The sequence below is a fragment of the Deinococcus sp. QL22 genome (assembly GCF_023370075.1).
Lineage (GTDB): Bacteria > Deinococcota > Deinococci > Deinococcales > Deinococcaceae > Deinococcus.
The window spans coordinates 92,886-113,103 of record NZ_CP097155.1; the positions used below are offsets into that span (position 1 = coordinate 92,886).

A 20,218-nucleotide genomic window follows, 5' to 3' on the forward strand; every position below is an offset into this window, starting at 1 on the left:
GACAGTCACACCATTTTTCTTGCGGTCATCTGATGTAAGACCAAAGTGAGTGACTTCATGCCATGCTCATGTCGCTCACGACCTCTCAGTCTTGTTAGGGGAGCGCCGCCTGGAGGTTTATGTGACTGAGTCCCCAACCACGCCATTGACCTTCAGCCCCGTGTCCAGTGGCCCAGCTCTTTTTCAGGCGCTCATTGAGCACAGCGCTGACCTGATCACCCTGCTCGACCGGGACGGCCGCATCCTGTACCAGAGCCCGTCCGTTCAGCGGTACCTGGGCTGTGACCGCACGCCCACGGCTGAGGGGCACCACGTAACCTTCACCGCCCTCCACCTGGAAGACCGTGAACGCATTTCCCAGCAGCTGATGCAGTTGCTGCCTGGCGTCACCGTGAGCCTGTCTCCTTACCGCCTCCAGCACGCCAACGGGAGTTGGTGCTGGTTAGAAGGAACGGCCATCAACCTGCTGCACGATCCCAATGTGGGCGCGGTGCTCGTGCAGGCCCGCAACGCGACCCTCCGCATCCACGCCGAGCAGCGCGCCCGCGCCTTGGAAGGTCTCAGCACCGCGCTGGCGAGCACGAACACCACGTCCGAGGTCGTGCAGATCATCCTCCTTCAGGGCCTAGAAGCCATGGGCGCCAGTGCAGGCAGCGTGATGCTGCTCTGTTCAGATCGGCAGCACGTGGAGATCGTGGGCAGTGCCGGGTATCCCGCCCGCGAAGAGCGTCCGTGGCGGCGCTTTCCCCTAGAGAGCGCCGTTCCCGCAGCAGACGCGATTCGCGCAGGGCAAGACCTGTTTCTGACGCGTGAGGATTGGCTGACCCTGTATCCGCAGTGGCAACATCTTCTCACGCCGGCCAGCGGGAACCAGGCGGTTCTTCCCCTGCGGATGAACGGCCACGTGATGGGCGCGATTACCCTTTCGTTCGTGGAGAACAGGGCCCTGAGCAAAACACAACGTCGGTTCCTACGCACCATTGCCGCTCAGTGCGCCCTGGCACTGGAGCGCAGCGAGTTGAATGCGCGACTTCAGCAGCAGGAGCGCTTCTACCGCAAAATCACCGAATACAGTCATGACCTGGTCAGCATCATTGGGCTGGATGGGGTGACCCAGTACATCAGCCCGGCCATGACGCCCATGCTGGGCTACACGCCAGAGGAACGGTTGGGCGTCAATGTGTTCAACGGAATCCATCCGGAAGATCTCGACCGGGTGATGCAGGTCTTCCGGGAAGCGGTCAGGTCTCGAACCCCGGTGCTGACCACTTACCGCTTTCAGCACAAAGAGGGCCACTGGGTGTGGCTGGAATCCACCGGCGTCAACTCGACTGATGATCCAGACATCGGGGGGGTGATGATCAATACGCGCGACGTCACGGTACGGATTGCCGCCGAGGAGGCCCTGCACCTTCAGCTGCGCCGCTTTCAGCATCTGGTCAATCTCACGGCGGACTTCGCCGCCCAGGACTCGTTAGAACAGCTCATTCAGGCGGCGCTGGACCACTGCCTAGACCTCACCGCGTACGACTACGGCTTTTTCTTTCCCATGGATGGGAACAGCCCGATCGAGCTGCTTCGGGCTGGACAGGTGGCCGACGAGCTCTTCGCCTGGACGACCCCGTGGGCCAAAGCCCACCGCGCTGGGGAAGTCGGCAAGGCGTTGCGGCGTCAGGCAGCCTTTTTCGCCGGACCAGACGAGCCCGTGTTCAGCCCGCCCGAGGCTTTGCCCCGACGGGTCTGGACCTCTCTGGCGGTGTTGCCCATCGTGACACGTGAGGTGCTGCGCGGCTTCCTGGCGTTCGGCACGAACGACGCGGTGGACGTGGACGAGGACAGCCGGCGGCTGCTGCTGGGGGTGGGGGAGCAGACCAGCCGGGTGGTGGAGCGCAGCGTTCATTTGAAGGAACTCCAGCAGTCGCGCGAAGAGACCCTGCGGGCCATGGGTCTGGCGCTGGAGTACCGCGATTACGAGACTAAAGGACACACCGACCGCGTGGTGGCCTTCACCGAGAGGCTAGGCCGGGTTCTGGGGTTTTCCGGCGCTGACCTGGACGCCCTGCGCTGGGGCGCGTTCCTGCACGACACGGGGAAAGTCGCCATTCCCGATGCGATCTTGCTGAAGCCGGGGAAACTGACACCGGAGGAATGGGACGTGATCAAGCGGCACCCGGGGATTGGGTACGAGATGCTGGAGCACATTCCTTCTCTGCCGCCGACCACCCTGGAAGTGGTGCTGTACCACCAGGAGCGCTGGAATGGCAGCGGGTACCCGAAGGGTCTGGCTGGCACGGATATTCCTCTCGCCGCCCGCGTCTTCGCTGTGGTTGACGTCTACGACGCCTTGACCAGTGAACGGCCTTACAAAAGGCCTGGACGCCCCAGGAAGCCGCCGAGCAGCTTCGCCAGGAGGCCGGGGTGCTGCTGGATGAACGGGTTGTTCAGGCCTTCCTGCACATCTTGGATCAGGAGGGAGAGCTCACCACACTAGCCCAGGAGAATTCACTATGACTGTTCTTGATCTGACGTTCGCCCAGCGATCCAGCGCCTCCATCACCGGGTCTGGCCCGCAGACACTGCTGTGCGCCCACGGCTTTTGTTCCCACCAGGGAATTTTCCGACACCAGGTGGCTGCTTTTGCACAGACCCACCGGATCGTGACGTATGATCTCGCTGGCTTCGGACAGTCGGATTCAGACCTGTGGCGCGCGGAGCGTCACCAGCGGTTCGAAGGGTACGCGGCCGACATGGTGCGCTTGATCGACGAACTTGACCTGCGGAACATTACCCTGCTGGGTGCCTCCATGAGCGCGATGATCGGACTGCTGGCTTCACTGGAACGTCCAGAACGCTTCGACGCGTTGGTGTTCATCGGGGCGAATCCGCGTTACCTGAATGACGCGACCTACAAGGGCGGCTTCGAGCGGGGGGATGTGGACAGCTTCTACGGGTTGATCGATGGGCGTCAGGACTGGCAGGGTACCCTGACGGGTATCCTGCTCAACCAGCCGGTGTCTCTCCCTCTCCAGGAGATCGCTGAGAGCGTGCGGGGGGTGAAGCCTGAGGTGGCGGGTGTGGTGGCGCGGGCCATCTTCGAGTCGGACTACCGCTCCCTGCTGTCTCAGGCACGACATCCGGTTCTCGTGACGCAGACCCGGGCGGACAGCGCTGTTCCTGAAAGCGTGGCGCTGTACCTGCACCGTAGCCTGCCGAACTCGCAACTGGCTTTCCTGCCAGGCGTCGGTCACATTCCCAACTTCACAGAACCCGAAGTGTTCAACGCGGCCGTCAAACAATTCCTGGTTCAAGTGCTGCAGGGGCAGGATTAACCGCCCATCTCTGGAGTTCAAGTACACTGCCGGGTCAGGGAGCGGGGTCGCACGAGAGTCGGAATGAAATTTCCCGCTCAGAGGTCACCCGTCTACTCGGGATCTGAGAGCTGAAGCGGGCATCGTCAGAACACCAAGAATTCGACCCTATTTGGACAGATTCAAGCCGGATTTTTGACGTCAGGTTGGAGTATACCCAAAGCTGACAGATCAGGAAGAGCGGCGAAGGCTTCCCCGATCGCCAGGATCGCTGGTCGACAGGCAAGTTCTGGCCTCGACTCTTCACGCTGCCCTGCCACGCTCGCTGGGCTTCACGCGGAACGTCACCGCTCAGCTGCCGCGTCAATGCGGGCATGTCTCAGAGGTGCCACAGGTCGCCGCCTTTGCCGCCTTGTATCTGCACAAAGTGCATGTGCTGCGTGCAGAAAGGCGCTGCGCAGCATGCCGATCACCTGCTTGAGGTGCGTTAGGGGCATGAACTGGCCTCTTCATTGCTTTGGCGAAAAGGAATGCAAGGTCGAGCTTGCGATGCGCCAGAGGTCTGCCCGCTGGATACCCTGGAAATCTTGGTCGTCCTCTCGCTTAGTCACAGCATCACCTGAACTTGACATTAACGCCATCGCCATGATCCGTCACTAATGCAGCCACACAGCCGCTTATGCGGTACTTCCTTCCCGGCTCGCCATGACCTGTCACCGCTGTCCCTCCCCCGAGATCATTGAACCCTTGCGGCCAGGGTCGCCTGGATGGTCGCGGGGCAGTCCGCGTGTGGGGGTATATATGGAACGGCCTTCACCAGACTCTTGGCCCTTCCCCAACTTCATCTGCTCGACCTTCATTGGTTTGGCTTCCGCTCTGGACAGCGCGCGTCTAGGGTAAGCCACCCAGAGCAGGTGCCGACCGGGTGAAGTCGGGAGGATTGCTCCTGGCGCTTCCGTGTCGGGGGCTTTGACCGGATGCGGCCATCCCTGAAAGAGCTCGGGTTAGGCCCTGGGGACTCCCAGACAGCAAGCAGGAGAGGGCGTGCGCGAATGAACAGCGACCCGGGCGGAGCAGAAGAAAACGGTTCAGGGAACGACCCACTCGACAGTCCGGGCAGCGAGCTAGCCCACTTCATGCTGTACGCCTACTCCTGGTCTGCGGTCGTGCAGGGCGGCTACGGGATAGGACCACTCTCACCCACATTGCTGCTCTCCGCCTGGAGGAGTTATCTGTGGCGAGGACTGAGCGACCACATATCGGTGTACATCACGACGGCTCACCGCCGGACGGTGTATCTCCCAGGACCACATGACGATGAGGTGCCCCGGGGGTTCTCGCTTAGGGGAAATCGGGTGGGGGTGTGCGGGTTGGACGAGCGGGGCTCCGAGGTCAATCTCAGGGGGCTGAGTCTCAGTGAGGTGAACGGGTACCTGTTCGTGTCCAATCCGTACTGACCTCACCGGACGGCTTGCCCCGGGTCGTGGCTGGGCAGGTCCCGGCTACTGAACCTGTTGCCGAACCGATGGACACAGGCGCCCCCGTCGGCAAGGCCCTGTTGCAGCTGGTAGACGGAGTTGCGGAGTTGAAACGCGCCAATGCGCGCGAACATTGAGCGGAAGCTGAGGGTCGAGACGATGGCTGTTGATCTCGCTTGTTCCCGCACCCAGTTGCAGCTCGGGTCAGCCCCATGATGGGGTCAGGTCATCGAGTGAACCGCTGTACTGCACTTGGGAATACTGCTCTAACCGCAGGAACACATTGGCGATTGCGGTCTCAGGGCGCGGATACAGCGCTAAGGTCTCGTGCGGCCGAGACCGCGTGATCAATCGGTGATCGACCCGAAACCGCCACGCTTGCGGATAGGGGAACAAGGCGGCCGCCCCAAAGTCCGCTCCTATTAAGGCCGATTCGGCGCCTCCTGGACGTCGCAAGAAATCGCAAGTCAGCCCTGTGAATGCCCTCGATGTCGGCTGGGTGCTGAGATTCCGATCTCCCTCATAAATTCTGTCAGGCCGTCAGGGTCTGCACCACAGTGGACGGCGTGAGACATTGGCTTTGGAGGGCTGTGGACGAGCACGGTTTCGTGCTCGACATCGTGCTTCAACGGCACCGCGATACTGACGCTGCGAAGACCGTATTGACCACTCTCTTGGGTGAATACCCTGTCCCAGAGGCCATTCACACCGACCAATGGCAGAGCTATGGCGCTGCAATCCGGGAGCTTTCAAGTCTGGTTCAGGTTGACCACCAAGAGGTGGTCTCCGCAGCACGGTGTAACAATCTGATTGAACAATCTCACCAACCAACAAGGCGTCAGGAAAGACAACAACAGGGATTCAAGCGGAAGAGACGCACGCAGGAGTTTCTGAGCCTGCACGCCCGAATTGAAAACCTTCACCATCACTCGCGAACCAGCGTTCCTGCTATGACCAGAAGAAACAATCAGAAGCAGGCGTTCCAGACGTGGTCAATGATCGCGGCAGGGGTGGCCTGAGCCTCAGGCCACCCCTGCCCTCCGTCTGCCGTGAGTCCAGTTAAGGCAACACAACCCCTGAGGGTTGTGTCCAGCAGTTCCGCGGCACCGCGGGATGCCGAACTGAACCTCGCGTCAGGGGCAGGCGCCTATGTGACCAAGCCTGTGGGCTTCTCGGCCTTCATGCAGACGGTACAGGACATCCTGCGCGACTGGGCCGTACCGGGATCAAAGCTGAGCGCTCCGGTGGCGTGCCTCCTGAGCGGATCTGGCCCAGCCGCATCACTTGCACATCTTCCACTGCGGATGCAACGCGCTCTTACCGTCCGTCTCCGCTGATATTTCAGACGGGGGACTGAACCCACCGCACAGGAGCGTTCAGTCCTTGGGTCACCTGCTTGACCTCTGGGGCATCGCCGTCAGCTTGTTCTTCCCGTTGTGGTGGCATGTCAGAAATTTCTTAAGAAGGTTCCAACCAGAGGCTGGGCAAAGCACCACCATGTGTTCGGCGGGATCGCTATGCTGCCCGAATGTCCGAACCGTCCGCGGCGCCCCCCTCTCTGACTGATCGCCTGCAGGACGTCACCGAAGCGCTCGCCGCCGCGACCAGGCCTGCCGGCATCTTCGGAATCGTGCTCCAGCCCGCCCTGGCGGCCCTGGACGCGGCCGCGGGCGCGGTTCTTCTGATCAGTACTGCGGGCGACCGCCTGGAAATCGCCGCCACCCACGCCCGCGAGGACGGAACGCCGACCATCTGGCAGAACAGCCCCCTTGATGCCACCCTCCCCACCGGGGACGCTCTGATCCAGCACATGCCGCAGTTCTTCGAGCATCAGGAAGCGCTGACGACCGCCTACCCCGCCCTCGTGGAACGCGCCGGTGCCAGCGTCCCGATCGCCAACGCCGTCCTGCCGATGTTCCTCGATGGGGAGCCCCTGGGCACCATCGTGCTGGATTTCACGGAACCGCACCCGTTCATGCCGGAAGAGCGGCGCTTCCTGCGCATCCTGGCGGCGCAGTGCGCGATCGCCATAGGCCGCGCCCGTCTGTCCGCTGACCTGCAGCGGCAGGTGGAGGCGCGCACCCGTGAGCTCCAGGAAGCTGGTGTTCGCGCGGAAGTCTTGGCCACTCTGGGTGACGCCCTGCAGCGTGCCGACTCACCAGAAGACGTGGCCACCCTGGCCCTGGAACCCCTCGGTCACGCCCTGGGCGCCAGTAGCGCCATGGTCGTTCGCCTGGAGCACGGCTTCCTGAATGTGCCGACCATTTGGGGTCAGGTTCTGCCCGCCATGGCGGCCCTGCAGACCCGAGATGTTCCCCTGCAGGAAGCGACCCTGCTGGCCGAATGTGTCCGCACCGACCGGGCAGGGTATTATGCGGATTACAACGCGGCGCGGGGCGGGCTCAGCGGGCTGCCCACGGTGGCCTTCGCGGTGGAGCCCATTCACGGTCCCGGAGGCGGGGTGGCCGGATTCCTGTGTGTGTGGCGCCCCCCGCGCGCCCAGCCCTGGCCGGAAGGCGACCAGGACCTCCTGCGCCGCGCCGCTGGCACCCTCGGCCTGGCCCTCAAACGCGCCGAGAACGCCGCGCAACTTGGGGCGCACACCCGGCAGCTGGACGAGGAACGCGCCGCACTCGACGCCTTCGTCGCCTACAAGACCGCGGTGGGCAGCGAGAGCGACGTGCTGGCCCTCGCGCGTCAAGCCGTGCGGGTGGTGCGCGCGAACCTAGTGCACGTCAGCGTCGCGTACTACGAACTGGAGGACAGCCTGTGGAAAGCACGGGTATGGTCTGAGGACATCCCCGCGCACATCGTCACGCAGATCCGGCAGGGGGTGCCGCAGGATGCACCGAACTACGCCCAGGCGGCCCGCACCGGCGAGGCGGTGTTCGCGGATGGCTGGAGTCCCGCGGCCAATGCGGTCGAGCAGGCCGAGGCTTACGGGGCCGCGGCCTTCCTGCCCCTGGGCAGGCATGGCCAGGTCCAGAGCCTCTTTTCGGTGGGCACACGAGACGCCCGGGCGTGGACCGAGCGCGAGAAAGCTATGGTGCAGGCGGTGGTCAGCGGCCTGAACCTCACCCTGGAACGTACGGATATTACCCGGCGCCTGCAGGAACAGAACGCGGAACTTGACGCGCGCACCCGGGCCCTGGACGCCTTCGCGGAACTCTGGCGGGACTTCACCCTGCAGAGCGACCCGTACGCCCTGATCCGGCGGGCGCAGGAAGTGATGCTCTCCCTGCTTCCGGACGGCTTCGCGCTGTACTACGAGATTGAAGACGGGCGGTGGCGCGTCCGGGCACAGGTGGGGGACCTGCGCAACCCGGAACTGCAGGCCGCGGTGGACGCAGGGCTGCAGCTCGATACGGCGCCCAACCTGCTCACACCCTGGACGACCCGGAAGCCGTCTTACCAGGAGCAGTACCCGCCGAACCTGGACCACCTGGGCGACAAGGCGAGCGGCGTGGGCGCCACGGTCACCCTGCCCGTCATGGTCGAGGGGGAGCCCTGCGGGGTCATCGCAGTGGTCCTCTTCGGGGCCCGTGGCTGGTCCGCGGTGGACCGGGTGGTGCTAGAAAGTACGGTGCGCAGTCTGGGCCTGGCTATTGAAGGCGCCCGGGGCGCCGCCGAGCTGCGGCGGGCATCGCGGTTCAACGAGCTCGTGCTCAACAGCATCGGAGAAGGGCTGACCACTACGGATGTCCAGGGCCGCTCCACGCTGGCGAACCCAGCGGCGTTGACGATGCTGGGATACGCGGCAGAGGACTTTCTGGATCTCCCGCAGCATGCCCTGATCCACCATTCGTACCCGGACGGGTCTCCCTTCCCCCGGGAAGCCTGCGCGGTCTATGCGGCGTCCAGGGATGGGCAGGTGCACCGGCGGAAGGACGAGGTGTTCTGGCGCAAGGATGGCTCGTCCTTCCCGGTGGAATACACCAGCACGCCCATCTTGAACGAGGGTGGGGAGATTGAGGGTTCGGTGCTGGTGTTCCGGGACGTGACGGAACGCCAACGGGCGGAAGTCACCCTGAGGGAGGCGAATGAGGAACTGCGCCGATCGAACCAGGAACTCGAGCAGTTCGCGTATGTTGCGTCCCATGATTTGCAGGAGCCCCTGCGGACGGTGGCGAGCTTCTCGCAGTTGCTGGCCCACCGGTATGCGGGGCAGTTCGACGAGCGGGGGCAGATGTATGTCCGGCTGATGAGCGAGGGAACCGAGCGCATGGCGCGCCTCCTGCAGGATCTGCTCGCGTTCTCGCGGGTGGCGCATGGTAACGCGGCCCTAGAGCCAGTGAACACGGGCGGTATTCTCGTGCAGGTGAGGCAGGACTTGGACGCGCAGCTTGGACGCACCGGCGCTCAGCTCGAACTTGGGGAGCTGCCGGACGTGCGGGGGGACGCGTCTCAGCTGCGCCAGCTGTTTCAGAACCTGATCGGCAACGCCTTGAAGTTCAGTCACCCGGAACGGCCGCCTGTGGTGCGCGTACAAGCTCAGCGCGACGGTGCCCTGGTGCGCTTCAGCGTGCAGGACAACGGGGTGGGGATTGCGCCAGAGTACTTCGAGCGGATCTTCACGATTTTCCAGCGGCTGCACACCCGCGAACAGTACGAGGGGAGTGGCATTGGCCTGTCCATCGTCCGGAAGATCGTGGAGCGGCATGGGGGGCGGATTTGGCTGGAGAGCACACCGGCCATGGGGACGACCTTTGTCTTTACCCTGCCGGCGGCGGAGGCGGGCGCATGAGGGGGGGGCGGTGATGCGGGTGCTGCTGGTGGAGGATCATCTTGCAGACGCTGTGTTGCTCTCTGAATGGTTGGAGCTGGCTGGAATCGTGTGGGAGGTGGTGCATGTGGTGACGTTCGCGGACGCTGCCTTGCGCTGGCAGGACGGCAGCTTCGCCGCCCTGCTGCTGGATCTCGATATTCCGGATGGGTTCGGGCTGAACCTGGTGGAACGTGGGCTGGAGCTGGCTGGCGATGTGCCGGTGGTGGTCCTGAGCGGGCGAGCGGATGAGGCGGTGGCGGCTGGAGCCGTGGAACTGGGCGTGCGGGCCTACGTGGTGAAGGGGCCCACGTCCGTGCAGAGTCTGCTGGCTGCTCTGGAGAGACAGGCAATCCCGTGACTGCCTAGGGCTCACAGCGTCGTAGCGGCCACCATTGATGGGGTCTGTCACGGCGATGATGGCGGCCAGTTGGCCAGCGATGGCGGCATACAGCAGGCTCTTACCCTCGTCCCCGATTTGATTCTCCTGGCGAATTCAGGCGGCACCTAAGTCATGCACAGCCAGGAATGCGCTCGCCTCTTTCGCTGGCATCGGCTTGGTGAAGAGGTAGCCCTGAGCCAGGTCGCAGCCGAGTTCACTCAGAAAGGCCAGCTGGGCGGTTGTCTCCACCCCCTCGGCAACGACTGTGAGGCCAAGGGCCCGCGCCAGCGCCACGATCGCCTGCACCAGAGCCTGGGTGTTGCGCGGCGCCCCGAGCCCGGCCACGAACGAGCGGTCAATCTTCAGGACGTCGATCGGTAACCAGTGCAGGTACGACAGGCTCGAATATCCGGTCCCGAAGTCGTCCACTGCCACCCGTACCCCAAGCGCCCGCAGGCGCTCCATCTGCCGGGCCGAATCTTTTGGATCGCGCATCACCAGGCTTTCAGTAAGTTCCACTTCCAGCAAGCTCGGGTCGAGGCCAGCATCCTTGATCGCCTGCTCGACTGTGTCAAAGAAGTCGGGCCGAGCAAACTGAAGGGCCGAGACATTCACCGCGACTCGGATCGGCCAGCCTGCGTCGCGCCACACCGCCGCTTGACGGCAGGCCTCCGTCAGCACCCATCCACCTATGGCAACGATCAGGCCACTTTCCTCGGCGGTCGGGATGAACTTCTCCGGTAGTACCAGCCCGAGGATCGGGTGCCGCCAGCGCACGAGGGCCTCGACCGCGACCGGCCTCCCACTCAGCGTGACCTGCGGCTGGTAGTGAAGCTCGAGCTCGCCAAGCGCCAGCGCCCGGCGCAGCCCACCCTCGAGCTCAAGCCGTTCCTGCGCGGTCTCGTTCATCTCAGGCGCGAAGCAGCGCAGCGTATCCTTGCCCGCTGTCTTAGCGCGGTACATCGCGACGTCCGCGTGGCGCTGCAACGTTGCGGCGTCATGGCCATCCTCTGGATAGACCGCCAGACCAGCGCTGCAAGTGACGAACAGCTCCCGCTCATCCACCCAGAATGCGCCTTCAAGGGTTTTGAGCAGCTCAGTCCCAATCCTGACCGCGTCCGACGGGTCGCGAAAGGCGGGCATCACCACCGTGAACTCATCCCCACCCATCCGCGAGAGGGTGTCGCCTGCCTGAAGTCGACCGAGGATCCGACGCGCCACCTGCCGGAGCAACTCGTCGCCTGCGTGATGGCCAAGGCTGTCGTTCACTCGCTTGAAGCCATCCAGGTCTATGACGAGCAAAACCACCGAACCTCCGTGCCGCCCCGCTCCATGGATGGCCTGCTCGAGTCGATCCTCGAACAACGCGCGGTTCGGGAGGCCGGTCAGGGAGTCGTGGGTCGCCTGATGGGCGAGCTGATCGGTCAGCTCCCGCTGCTCCACTGCCGCGGCTGCGTAGCTGATGAAGAGCTGCACCAGCTCGAATTCATCCTCTCTGAAGGGTGGGTTCCGGAGCCGGTTGAAGTAGAACACACCCAAGAGACCACGTTTTGTCGTCAGCGGAACAGAGATGAGGTGCTCAATCTCGACCTGAACACCGTCGGGGTACACCGAACGAGGGTCAAGGTGGGCCTGGTTGACGAGTTCCGCCCTACCTGAACGGAGAGTATCGCCGATGACCCCTTGATCAGCAGACCAGTTCTCGGCAGGGTCGCCCGGACTCATCCGCTCAGCGCCAATCATGCCGGAGGGGCGAAGCCGCCGCGCACCTGGCTCAAAGCGCAAGAAGGTGGCGACATCGATGTCCAGCAACTCCCGAACAGCACCCAGGACGGTCGAAATTGTTTCGCCAGACGAGCGGCTCGGGAGGATGGCCCGGGCCACCTCAAGCAGGCGCCGACGTTGCTCGGCCAGCCGCTCCAGGTGACGACGCTCAGCCTCGAGTTCGGCCGTGCGCTCAGCGACCCGGGCTTCGAGCGCACGGCTTTGCTGGATCCGCTCCTCCACTCGGCGGGCCTGAGCCTTAACCCGCTCGTTGGCGAAGGCGGCGAAAAGGGCAAGCAACAGGACGAAGAGGGTGCCGGCTGCCACCTGGACGGCCAGCCCGAGGGCATCAACGCCTTGGATCGGGCTGGCCACTTCGTGCGCACTGTGGGTGGAGAAGCGGGTGGCGGACTGCCCGGTGTAGTGCATCCCAACGACCGCTCCCCCCATGACCAGCGCTGCCATGAGCCGTGAGACGCCGGGTGCGGTGCCGTCCCGCAACCGGAAGGCGAGCCACAAGGCCACGATGGAGGCGGCAACCGCGATCAGGACAGAGAGGACGACGAGGGGCGGGTTGTATCCCATCGAGCCCCCGAGCCGCATGGCCGACATACCCATGTAGTGCATTGCAGCGACGCCGAAGCCCATCGTCAGGCCGCTGAGTAAGAGGCGCGGGAGGCGCAGATGGGAGCGCCCAGCAGTGAAGAGGGCGACGCCCGAGGCCAGCACCGCGACGATCAGCGAAGCCAAAACCGTGAGGGGGTCGTAGGCGACCGGCGTGGATAGGGAGAAGGCAAGCATGCCGACGAAGTGCATCGCCCAGATACCGAGTCCCATGGCCGCAGCACCGCCAACGAGCCACGCCGCGCGTTCACGTCCGCCTGAGGCTGCGACCCGGCCGGCCAGGGAGAGGGCGGCGTAGGAGGCGATCGTGGCAATAGCGTAGGAGAGGGCGACGAGGGCAGGATTGTACTGGCCTTCCATAGAGTGCATCAGAACCTCATCGCCGACGAGGGCTGGATTCAAGCGTTATCGTGCTCTGCCTGTCACCCAACGCCCGCAGGGATTGTGTCACCTTATTCGCTCAACCTGCTCAAGAAGGTGCCAAAAGGGTTGCGTTGCGTTAACTTGACCCGCAGCAGGCTGAGGGCAAGGGTAGCCTGAGGTTCAGTCCACCCCTGCCGCGACGGTTGACCACGTCTGGAACGGCTTGTACTTGGCTGCTTCGTCTGGTCGTAGCGGAAACGCTGGTGCGGGAGTAGTGGTGAAGGTTCAGAGATTCGGGCGTGCAGGCTCAGGAATTCCCGAGCGCGTTTTCGTCGTTTGAAGCTCTGCTGACTTCGCTCTTGACGCCGTGTAGGATAGTGGGATTGTTCAACCAAATTGTTGCAGGGTGCCGTCGAAATGACCTGCTGGTGGTCGACGTTGATCAGACTGGGAGCTTCCGGATCGCAGATCCATAACTCCGCAGCTGACCCGGTATATAATCTCTGGGACATCATATTCACCCAGGAGTCGGGTCAGGGAGATTTTTGCGGCGTCAGTGTCGCGGTAACGCTGGCGAAGAGTACCCTGCACGAACCCGTGCTCGTCCATTGCATGCCATCACCAATGTCGGACGCCATCGACGCGCGTACGCACCTCGTCCAAATGTTACCGGGAACCCAGATGGGGTTCCCAGTGGCGCAGTTCTTCACTGGGGAGGGCGCTGAATGGGATACACCATTCGCGGAGGGTCTCGTGGCTGACCTGTTGGGCCGCGCTGGTGCAGTAATGCTTGGCCATTCCAGTAGTCCAGGGAAAAATGGTGGTACAGCCAGATATTGCGTGCTGGATGAGGGTCATGGGGAAAGGATTGCGGTACGGTTTCGGGTCGGTCACAGCGGGTCAGCCTACCCCAACCCGATTAAGGCGACACAACCATTGGATGTAGCGCCCGCCGGGTTCAAGGTGCTGACCTGTAGCTTGAGGTCAAAGAACGATCTCTAGCTTCCCTGCTGACGAGTCCACCTGCAGACGCTCGGAGCCCTCAGGGGAGACACCTTTTGCCTCCCACTTTTTTGATTGGCACTTCAGGAGCGACCTGACCAGATCCTCAACGGGCTGCGCCACAGACTTCAGTTTTAGGCTTTTACCGCTGAGGCCCCGCTGAATTTGGCGAAGACCAGTTCAGCAGCCGACTGTGCGCCCAGAACGTGACCAAGCTCTCCACCTGCTGGATGAAACTTGAAAAGTCCACCGACTTCACCAGATACGCGCTGGCGAACAGTGCGTACGCCTGCTGAATGTCTTCCACAGCTTCCGAGGTGGTCAGCATCACCACCGGAATGAGCGTAAGTCGGTCATCGGCCTTCATGGCCCTCAAAACGTCAAAACCGTTCAGTTGCGGCATGTTGATGTCCAGCAGCAGCACGTCCGGGTAGGTGGCATTTGGACGCCGCAGATCATCGAGCGCGGCTTGAGCGCTCTGATAGGGCGTCACGGTCACCTGATCGCTGAGCGTGGCAAAGACCTGTTGGGTGAGGAACAGATCCGCAGGATGGTCATCAATGACCCAGATCTGCAGAAGCCGCGTCATCGTCGTCTCAGCGTCGCTTTTCTGAGTGAGCGTTCCGCAAACCCACAGTCGAGGCTGTTGTACTCCAGTGTAGACCCCTTGAGCACGGTTGGCCTAGCCGTTGGGATCCTTCACTGTCAGATCGCATCAGGCTTTAGAGAGCCAACACGGTCTGAACGATCTGCCCAAAGCCCGCGTCTCCCCGAGGCTTCTCCACATACGCGACCGCGCCGTGCTCAAGGATGGCCTGCACTTCTGCCGGATGAGCATGACTGCTCCAACACACCACTTGCACTGGCGTTTCCGCCTGCAACAGCAGTTGCGTTAGGATCTCCACCCCCGTCTGCCCCGGAAGATGCAAATCCAGAACCACGACCTGTGGAGGGTCGGTGGCCTGAACGTAAGCGAGGGCACTGGCCCCATCGGAAACCGCTTCCACTTGAACATCGGGGGCATGGTCTTCAAAGGCCAGTCCCAACAACAGCGCGTCTTCCACACAGTCTTCAATGATCAAGACTCGCCGCACCACCCGCGCAGGCGTCACCTGGCCTGCTCCTGGGTGTCAATCCACATATGACCTAGCTTAAAGGCAACTAGCGATTGCAGCACTTCATATACTGATCATTTGCGGCCAAGTGGTCAGCCGAGCCCGCATCCAGAACTCAATAAGCTTCTCCATCTGTTCCAGAAACGTTTGAAAGTGAATGGATTTGAGCAGGTAGGCACTGGCATGCAGAGTGTAGGCCCGGGTCACGTCGTCCGTTTGCGCGGACGTGGTCAGCATCACCACAGGGATGACGCTCAGCTGGGGATGCGTCTTAAAGGTCGACAGAACCTCAAAACCCGTCATACCGGGCATGTTGATGTCCAGCAAGATGACATCTGGCATCGTTGCCTCCGGCTGCAGGAGCCGTTGGAGCGCAGCGGAGCCACTGTCTACCGTCTCTAAGGTGCAGGGCGACCTCAACAGCTCAAACGCGGTTTCTGCCAGCTCACGGTCGATGAGGCTGTCATCGACCAGCAGCACCCGCAGGGGTCGAGTCATGAGGCGATCGGGGGTGTGGGCTGGAGGCGCAGGGCATCAGTCATGGCTGAAGTCTACCGGACGCGCATCTGGGGTGTGAGAAAGTTTACTGCAGTGACCCTTGAATTCATCTGAGGAGGGAATCGGGTCAGGAGGGACGACCTGGGGGCTCAAGACCTCGGTCTTCAGGAACAGTACCTTGCGGTGGAGTGCGTTGAGTTGGCTGCCCCGAGCCCGCACTTGAGCGGAGGGGCGTCGGTGCCCGGTGGCGGCCGCCAGGCGAGCGGTGGTGAGGAGCAACTGCCGTTCGAGTTCGGCCTGCAGCTCTTGCCGCTCAGGGCCCGTTGGAAGGAGACCGTCCCCCAACCCTGCCAGTCACTTCTTCTCATCTGCGGTGAATAAAACGGGCGACAGACGTGGGGAAGAGGTGTGGTTCATCATTTGAACCTGGTGGGAAACTCTGACGCGAATCTCGCAGTACTTCAACTGAAGGTGTCAGCAATAAGACTCCCACCAGCGAGCAGATAGCGGTGCAAGAGGTGAGTGGAAGAGCGCAGCTGACTGGAACTGCAGGGGTCGCCGAGTGGTCAGCGGTAGGATGCCTGCGGGTTGGAGTGTCTTCAGGAAAGGTTTCATGCCTCGCTGCAGGACACAACTATCGTGGTGTCCTGCCGTAGCCTGTAGTGCGCCTACTTTAATGGAGTGGTCAAGGTGCTCTGAGACCGGGGCTTTAATGCGTGCCGACTGGTGGTCAGCCTACCGGACTGGAAAGCGCTTGGACATGGTCACGGGCACTCCGGAGTGGACGCGTTCCCAGGTTCAGCCCTTGACGCCGCCACTCGTGACGCCCTGAATGTAGTAGCGCATCAGAAAGGCGAACAGCACCACCAGCGGAATGGCTGACAGCACGTAGGACGCCATCAGCGCTCCGTAATTGGGCGTGGCAGCAGTTGCCGCGCCGCCTCCCTGAAAGGCTACCAGCGCGACGGGCAGGGTACGGTGCGCCTCGTCAAGAACCAACGACGGCAGCAGGTAATCGTTCCAGACTGGAATCAGCCGAATAATCGCCACGCTGATGAGCAGCGGCAGACTGATGGGCAGCACGATGCGCCAGAGCAGGGCCAAGTGCCCGGCGCCGTCAAGCCGCGCGGCTTCCAACAGGTCGCGCGGAATCGCCCCGAAGGCTGCGCGCAGCACCAGAATGGCGAAAGGCTGCCCAGCCGCCACCGTGGGCAGGATAAGGGCAAGGTAATTGTTGGGCAGGGGCAGCGCCTGAATTTGGACGTACAGCGGTATCAGGGTCAGAAACTCTGGCACCAGCAGCAGCGTAAAGACAAGAGCAAAGAGCAGGTGACGCCCCGGAAAATCCATCAGGGCAAAGGCGTAGGCGCTCAGCGCCGCAAGCACCAGGGTCGCCAGGACGCTGACTCCGGTCACGATCACCGAACTCGCCAGCGGCCCCTGAATCTGTGCCCAGGCGACTGCGTAGTTCTCGGGATGCAGACGTGTGGGAATATTGAGCAAATTCTCCGCGTACTGAAGGCGATCCTTGAAGGAATTGACCACGCTGAAATAGAGCGGAAACAGGGCCAACAGCCCGAACACAAGCAGCGCAGCCTGACGCACGAGCTCTCCAAGCGTGAGGTGCAGTCCCGCGCGGCGTGGCCTGACCTCGTGCCTCATCTGCCCTCCCGGCTCAGCAGGCGCGACAGGCCGGTGAGGGCAATGACGACCAGCATCAGCAGCACAGCCATGGCCATCGCGTAGCCGTACTCGCCGTCGCGGGTGGCTGTGAAATACATCAGCAGTGCGGGCACAGTGGTTGAAAAGCCCGGCCCTCCCGAAGTCAGCACCAATGGACTGACGAAGTACTGCACGTTCCCGATGATCGCCAGCACCGCAATCAGTCCCAATTGTGGGCGCAGGAGCGGCAGATCCACTGTCAGTACCCGCCGCCACCCGGACGCGCCGTCAATTTTGGCAGCGTCGAACACGTCCTCAGGAATACCCTGAAGCCCGGCGTACAGGAGCAAGAAGTTAAAGGCGTCGATGTACGGAAAGCCCAGGAAGATCAGGCTGAGCAGCGCCGTATCGGGGTTGCTCAGCCAGTCTCGTTGGAGTCCGGGCAGGCCAGCGGCACCCAGCAGCGAATTGAGCAGGCCATCACTGCGGTAAAAAGTTCCCCAGACCAGCAGGAGCACCAGTGAGGGAATCACGATAGGTGCGACAAGAAGAGTGCGGTAGACATATTGGCGCCGCCGACCCCGCAGGTGAAAGACCAGTTCGGAGACGAGCAGCGGCGTCACCAGTGCCAGAAGTAACCCCAGGCCCACCCAGATGCCCATGTTCAGTGAAGCCTGCCCCATCACTGGGTCGCTCAGCGCCCGCCCGAAGTTCTCAAACCCAGTGAAGGTGGGCACGTTCAGACCGTCCCAGTCAGTGAATGCCCGTACAATGGCGGTATAGGCTGGGTAGTACGAGAAGTAGCCAGTCAGCAGCAGGGTCGGCAGCAGAAAAAGGTAGGCAGGCCACCCGCCACGCAGCCGGGTGAGAAAGCTGCGCCGCGCAGAGCGAGCAGAGCGGAAACCGGGTCGGGCAGTCATGGAACTCCTCTAGGAAAAGCGAAGCAGGCCGGACAAGCGCGCAGGGGCTCCTGTCCGGCCTGTAAATCAGGCGGCCCGGCTCTGGAGCCAGGTATAGCTGAGGGTTGTCAGCAGGTAAGGACGGTCACTCATCTGAGGGGAAACATCGGCCTGTGTTCAGTACTTCGACAGGTCAATTTTGTTCTTGCGGGCATAATCCGCTGCGGCGCGATCCAGCACCGTCTGTGCCTGCACCTTGGCCTGCTCCAGCGTAACATTTCCGCTGAGGTACAGCCCAAAAATACGCTGCATATCGCCCCAGCCCAAGTTAGCCGAAGCGTTTGCCATTCCCACAGAGCGCTCAGGCTGCTTGATCTGCGCCTGGATGGCCGCCGCATCAAAGCTGTTCAGGGCGAGTTTGGCCGTGGTGCCGGGCCAGGTGGGCACGTAGGTTCCCTGCTCGGCTGTTAGGCGTTGCAGGTTCTTCGGCGTGCCAAAGTAGCGCATCCAGTCGAGCACGGCTTCCATCTTGCCAGCCTCTCGCATGCTCTTGTTCGACAGTGGCGTGCTGACGGCGTATTGAAAGCCGCCCGTGCCTGTGTAAGCATTGGCGGTATTTACGCCAGTCGCGTACTTGCTTTCTTTCTGGGTCAGGCGTGGAAAGTTAAAAGCTGAAACCGGGAACTTGACGCCAGCGTCCAGCATCTCGCGGGTTTTGTAGCTACCTTCGTACAGCATGGCTTCCTTCTGGCCCACGAAATCCTGGAAAGCGTCGTAGTTCTTGGAAGGGTCCGCGGTCAGGTAGTCCTTCGGCCAAGTATCCGTAAACTGCTTCATAACCGGCCACCACGACATAAAGCGGTCGTCTTCGGGCGTCAGGATGCCCTTGTGAATCGCCACTGCCTCGTCCAGAGGTGACTGGCCGGGCAAGCCGTCGTATCCCGTCAATTTGACGTAGTCTTTACTGTACAGGTCAGTCAGGAAGTGGCGACTCCACCAGGGGTAAGCAGGCACGGCGTGCATAGGGTAGATACCGGCCGCGCTCAGCTTTTTGGACACGGCAATAAGCTCAGGCCAGCTGGCTGGCGCCTTCGTGATGCCCACTTTCTTGAAAAGGTTTGTGTTGTAAAAAATGGTGTACACCACCCTATCGCCGCTCAGGGTGTACACGGCGCCACTGGGGTTGCGGCTCTCGGCCAGCTGGGCTTTGTCCATTACGTCCTGCCACGCCTTGTTGCCAGAGATATAGGGATTGGGCTGGCGGAAGGCAGGCGCGAGGTCGGCGGCCACGCCTTTGGGCAGCGTGGAGTTCAGGCTATACGCCTGTGCCCAGTAGATGTCGAACAGTTCGCCCGCTGCCGCCTTGACCCGGATCATGGTGTTGGTGTCGGGAACCGGAGCGTTATGAAACTTAATCTTCATCCCGGGGTACTTCTTTTCGTACTCGCTGGCGATCTGTTGGAAGACCTTGAGTGGCCTGGACTGACCCGGAAAATTAGGAGCGTAGTCGGCGGCGCTCATGGTAATGGTGCCGCGCCAGCTTCCAGGCGCTGCGGCAGCGAACGAACTCAGGAGGAGGGCGGTCAGGGCAATCCTACGTCTCATACAGGCTCCTTCAATAAGTAACCTAGGCAGCATAAGGAAGCTCGGTAGTCTGGACAGCTGGATTTATTACGGCTTGAACGTATTAAAAAGGATACCCAATACGCGGCTGAGGTGGATCAGAACAGCGACAGGGTGCTGACCGCGCAGCTTGGCTGTTGCCACGGGGATTCAATGCGTATGCAGGTAGGGAAACCCAGTTCCGGGGCGCTTCAGTGGCGGCACTGCTCCAACGTGGGGGTCGAATCTTGTTCGGTATGCTGACGGCTGATACCAGGTATCTTAAATCGAACTGGGCAGCAATCGCAACGTGCATGGCATGCGCGGCGCCGGGAGTGTCAGGCCGGGAGTGTCAGTTCGTTCGTCTGTCTGAAGCTCAGTATTCAGCGGTGCCTGCGAGTCAGTGCCATTAAGACAATTCATTTGGGGCGAGCAAGGTGGGGCAGTGATGTTCGTGATGGGCGTGCAGAAATTCGTCAAAATTTAAAATCAGAGTGACAGCACGCCCACAGCAGCCAACGCGGTTGTGTTGCTTGAACCGGATCGGGGGAGGCTGACTGGGCGTGACCGCCACCGTTTTCCTATGATCATCCTCCAGCACGCCGTCTGGCTCTCTCCCCGCTTTCCTCCCAGTGACCGGGACGTTCAGGACTTGCTCCACGGGCGCGGCCCAACCGGTCAGTCACGAGACGCTGCGCGAACGGTGGATCCAGTTCGCCTCCCTCTTCGCTGAAGAGTGACGCCACCGGCAACCCGCCC

General features: G+C 62.2%; 13 protein-coding genes and 2 pseudogenes. 7 read left to right on the top strand and 8 right to left on the bottom strand.

Annotated elements, in window-relative coordinates; all coding sequences use genetic code 11:
* Nucleotides 1-121 precede the first annotated feature (121 nt).
* The 7 genes and pseudogenes from M1R55_RS28265 to M1R55_RS28295 all read left to right on the top strand — a co-directional run bounded on the left by M1R55_RS28265 (nucleotide 122) and on the right by M1R55_RS28295 (nucleotide 9,909).
* Nucleotides 122-2,491: a PAS domain S-box protein gene (locus M1R55_RS28265; protein WP_249396534.1), complete on the top strand. Its 2,370-nt coding sequence runs from the start codon at nucleotides 122-124 to the stop codon at nucleotides 2,489-2,491.
* 16 nt (nucleotides 2,492-2,507) lie between these two features.
* A complete protein-coding gene (locus tag M1R55_RS28270; RefSeq protein ID WP_249396535.1) occupies nucleotides 2,508-3,329 on the top strand; it encodes an alpha/beta fold hydrolase in 822 nt (273 codons plus the stop codon).
* A 1,031-nt stretch (nucleotides 3,330-4,360) separates the two neighbouring features.
* Nucleotides 4,361-4,765 carry a hypothetical protein gene (locus M1R55_RS28275; RefSeq protein WP_249396536.1) on the top strand — a complete coding sequence of 135 codons (405 nt, stop codon included), beginning with the start codon at nucleotides 4,361-4,363 and terminating at the stop codon, nucleotides 4,763-4,765.
* A gap of 566 nt (nucleotides 4,766-5,331) precedes the next feature.
* Nucleotides 5,332-5,805: pseudogene (locus tag M1R55_RS28280) on the top strand (DDE-type integrase/transposase/recombinase); the annotation flags it as partial.
* A gap of 132 nt (nucleotides 5,806-5,937) precedes the next feature.
* Entirely contained in the window at nucleotides 5,938-6,123 is a 186-nt protein-coding gene (locus M1R55_RS28285) for a hypothetical protein (RefSeq protein WP_249396537.1), read from the top strand.
* Between the two features lie 191 nt (nucleotides 6,124-6,314).
* A complete protein-coding gene (locus tag M1R55_RS28290) occupies nucleotides 6,315-9,530 on the top strand; it encodes a GAF domain-containing protein (RefSeq protein ID WP_305880286.1) in 3,216 nt (1,071 codons plus the stop codon).
* A 13-nt stretch (nucleotides 9,531-9,543) separates the two neighbouring features.
* Complete coding sequence (locus M1R55_RS28295) at nucleotides 9,544-9,909, top strand: response regulator (RefSeq protein ID WP_305880283.1); 366 nt, start codon at nucleotides 9,544-9,546, stop codon at nucleotides 9,907-9,909.
* Between the two features lie 135 nt (nucleotides 9,910-10,044).
* Here M1R55_RS28295 and M1R55_RS28300 read toward each other — a convergent pair whose 3' ends face one another.
* The 8 genes and pseudogenes from M1R55_RS28300 to M1R55_RS28335 form a co-directional block, all read right to left on the bottom strand.
* Entirely contained in the window at nucleotides 10,045-12,720 is a 2,676-nt protein-coding gene (locus M1R55_RS28300; RefSeq protein ID WP_249396372.1) for an EAL domain-containing protein, read from the bottom strand.
* Between the two features lie 97 nt (nucleotides 12,721-12,817).
* Nucleotides 12,818-13,575, bottom strand: a pseudogene (locus tag M1R55_RS28305) (IS6 family transposase).
* Nucleotides 13,576-13,825: 250 nt separating this feature from the next.
* Nucleotides 13,826-14,272: a response regulator gene (locus tag M1R55_RS28310; RefSeq protein ID WP_249396373.1), complete on the bottom strand. Its 447-nt coding sequence runs from the start codon at nucleotides 14,270-14,272 to the stop codon at nucleotides 13,826-13,828.
* Between the two features lie 133 nt (nucleotides 14,273-14,405).
* Nucleotides 14,406-14,795: a response regulator gene (locus tag M1R55_RS28315; RefSeq protein WP_249396374.1), complete on the bottom strand. Its 390-nt coding sequence runs from the start codon at nucleotides 14,793-14,795 to the stop codon at nucleotides 14,406-14,408.
* Between the two features lie 66 nt (nucleotides 14,796-14,861).
* Nucleotides 14,862-15,296: a response regulator gene (locus M1R55_RS28320; protein WP_249396375.1), complete on the bottom strand. Its 435-nt coding sequence runs from the start codon at nucleotides 15,294-15,296 to the stop codon at nucleotides 14,862-14,864.
* Between the two features lie 798 nt (nucleotides 15,297-16,094).
* On the bottom strand, nucleotides 16,095-16,901 hold the full coding sequence (locus tag M1R55_RS28325; protein ID WP_249396376.1) for a carbohydrate ABC transporter permease: 807 nt from the start codon (nucleotides 16,899-16,901) through the stop codon (nucleotides 16,095-16,097).
* Between the two features lie 53 nt (nucleotides 16,902-16,954).
* Complete coding sequence (locus M1R55_RS28330) at nucleotides 16,955-17,878, bottom strand: carbohydrate ABC transporter permease (protein ID WP_249396377.1); 924 nt, start codon at nucleotides 17,876-17,878, stop codon at nucleotides 16,955-16,957.
* A gap of 156 nt (nucleotides 17,879-18,034) precedes the next feature.
* The gene (locus M1R55_RS28335) at nucleotides 18,035-19,462 is read right to left on the bottom strand and encodes an ABC transporter substrate-binding protein (protein WP_249396378.1); all 1,428 of its coding nucleotides are present in this window, start codon (nucleotides 19,460-19,462) and stop codon (nucleotides 18,035-18,037) included.
* Between the last annotated feature and the right edge of the window lie 756 nt (nucleotides 19,463-20,218).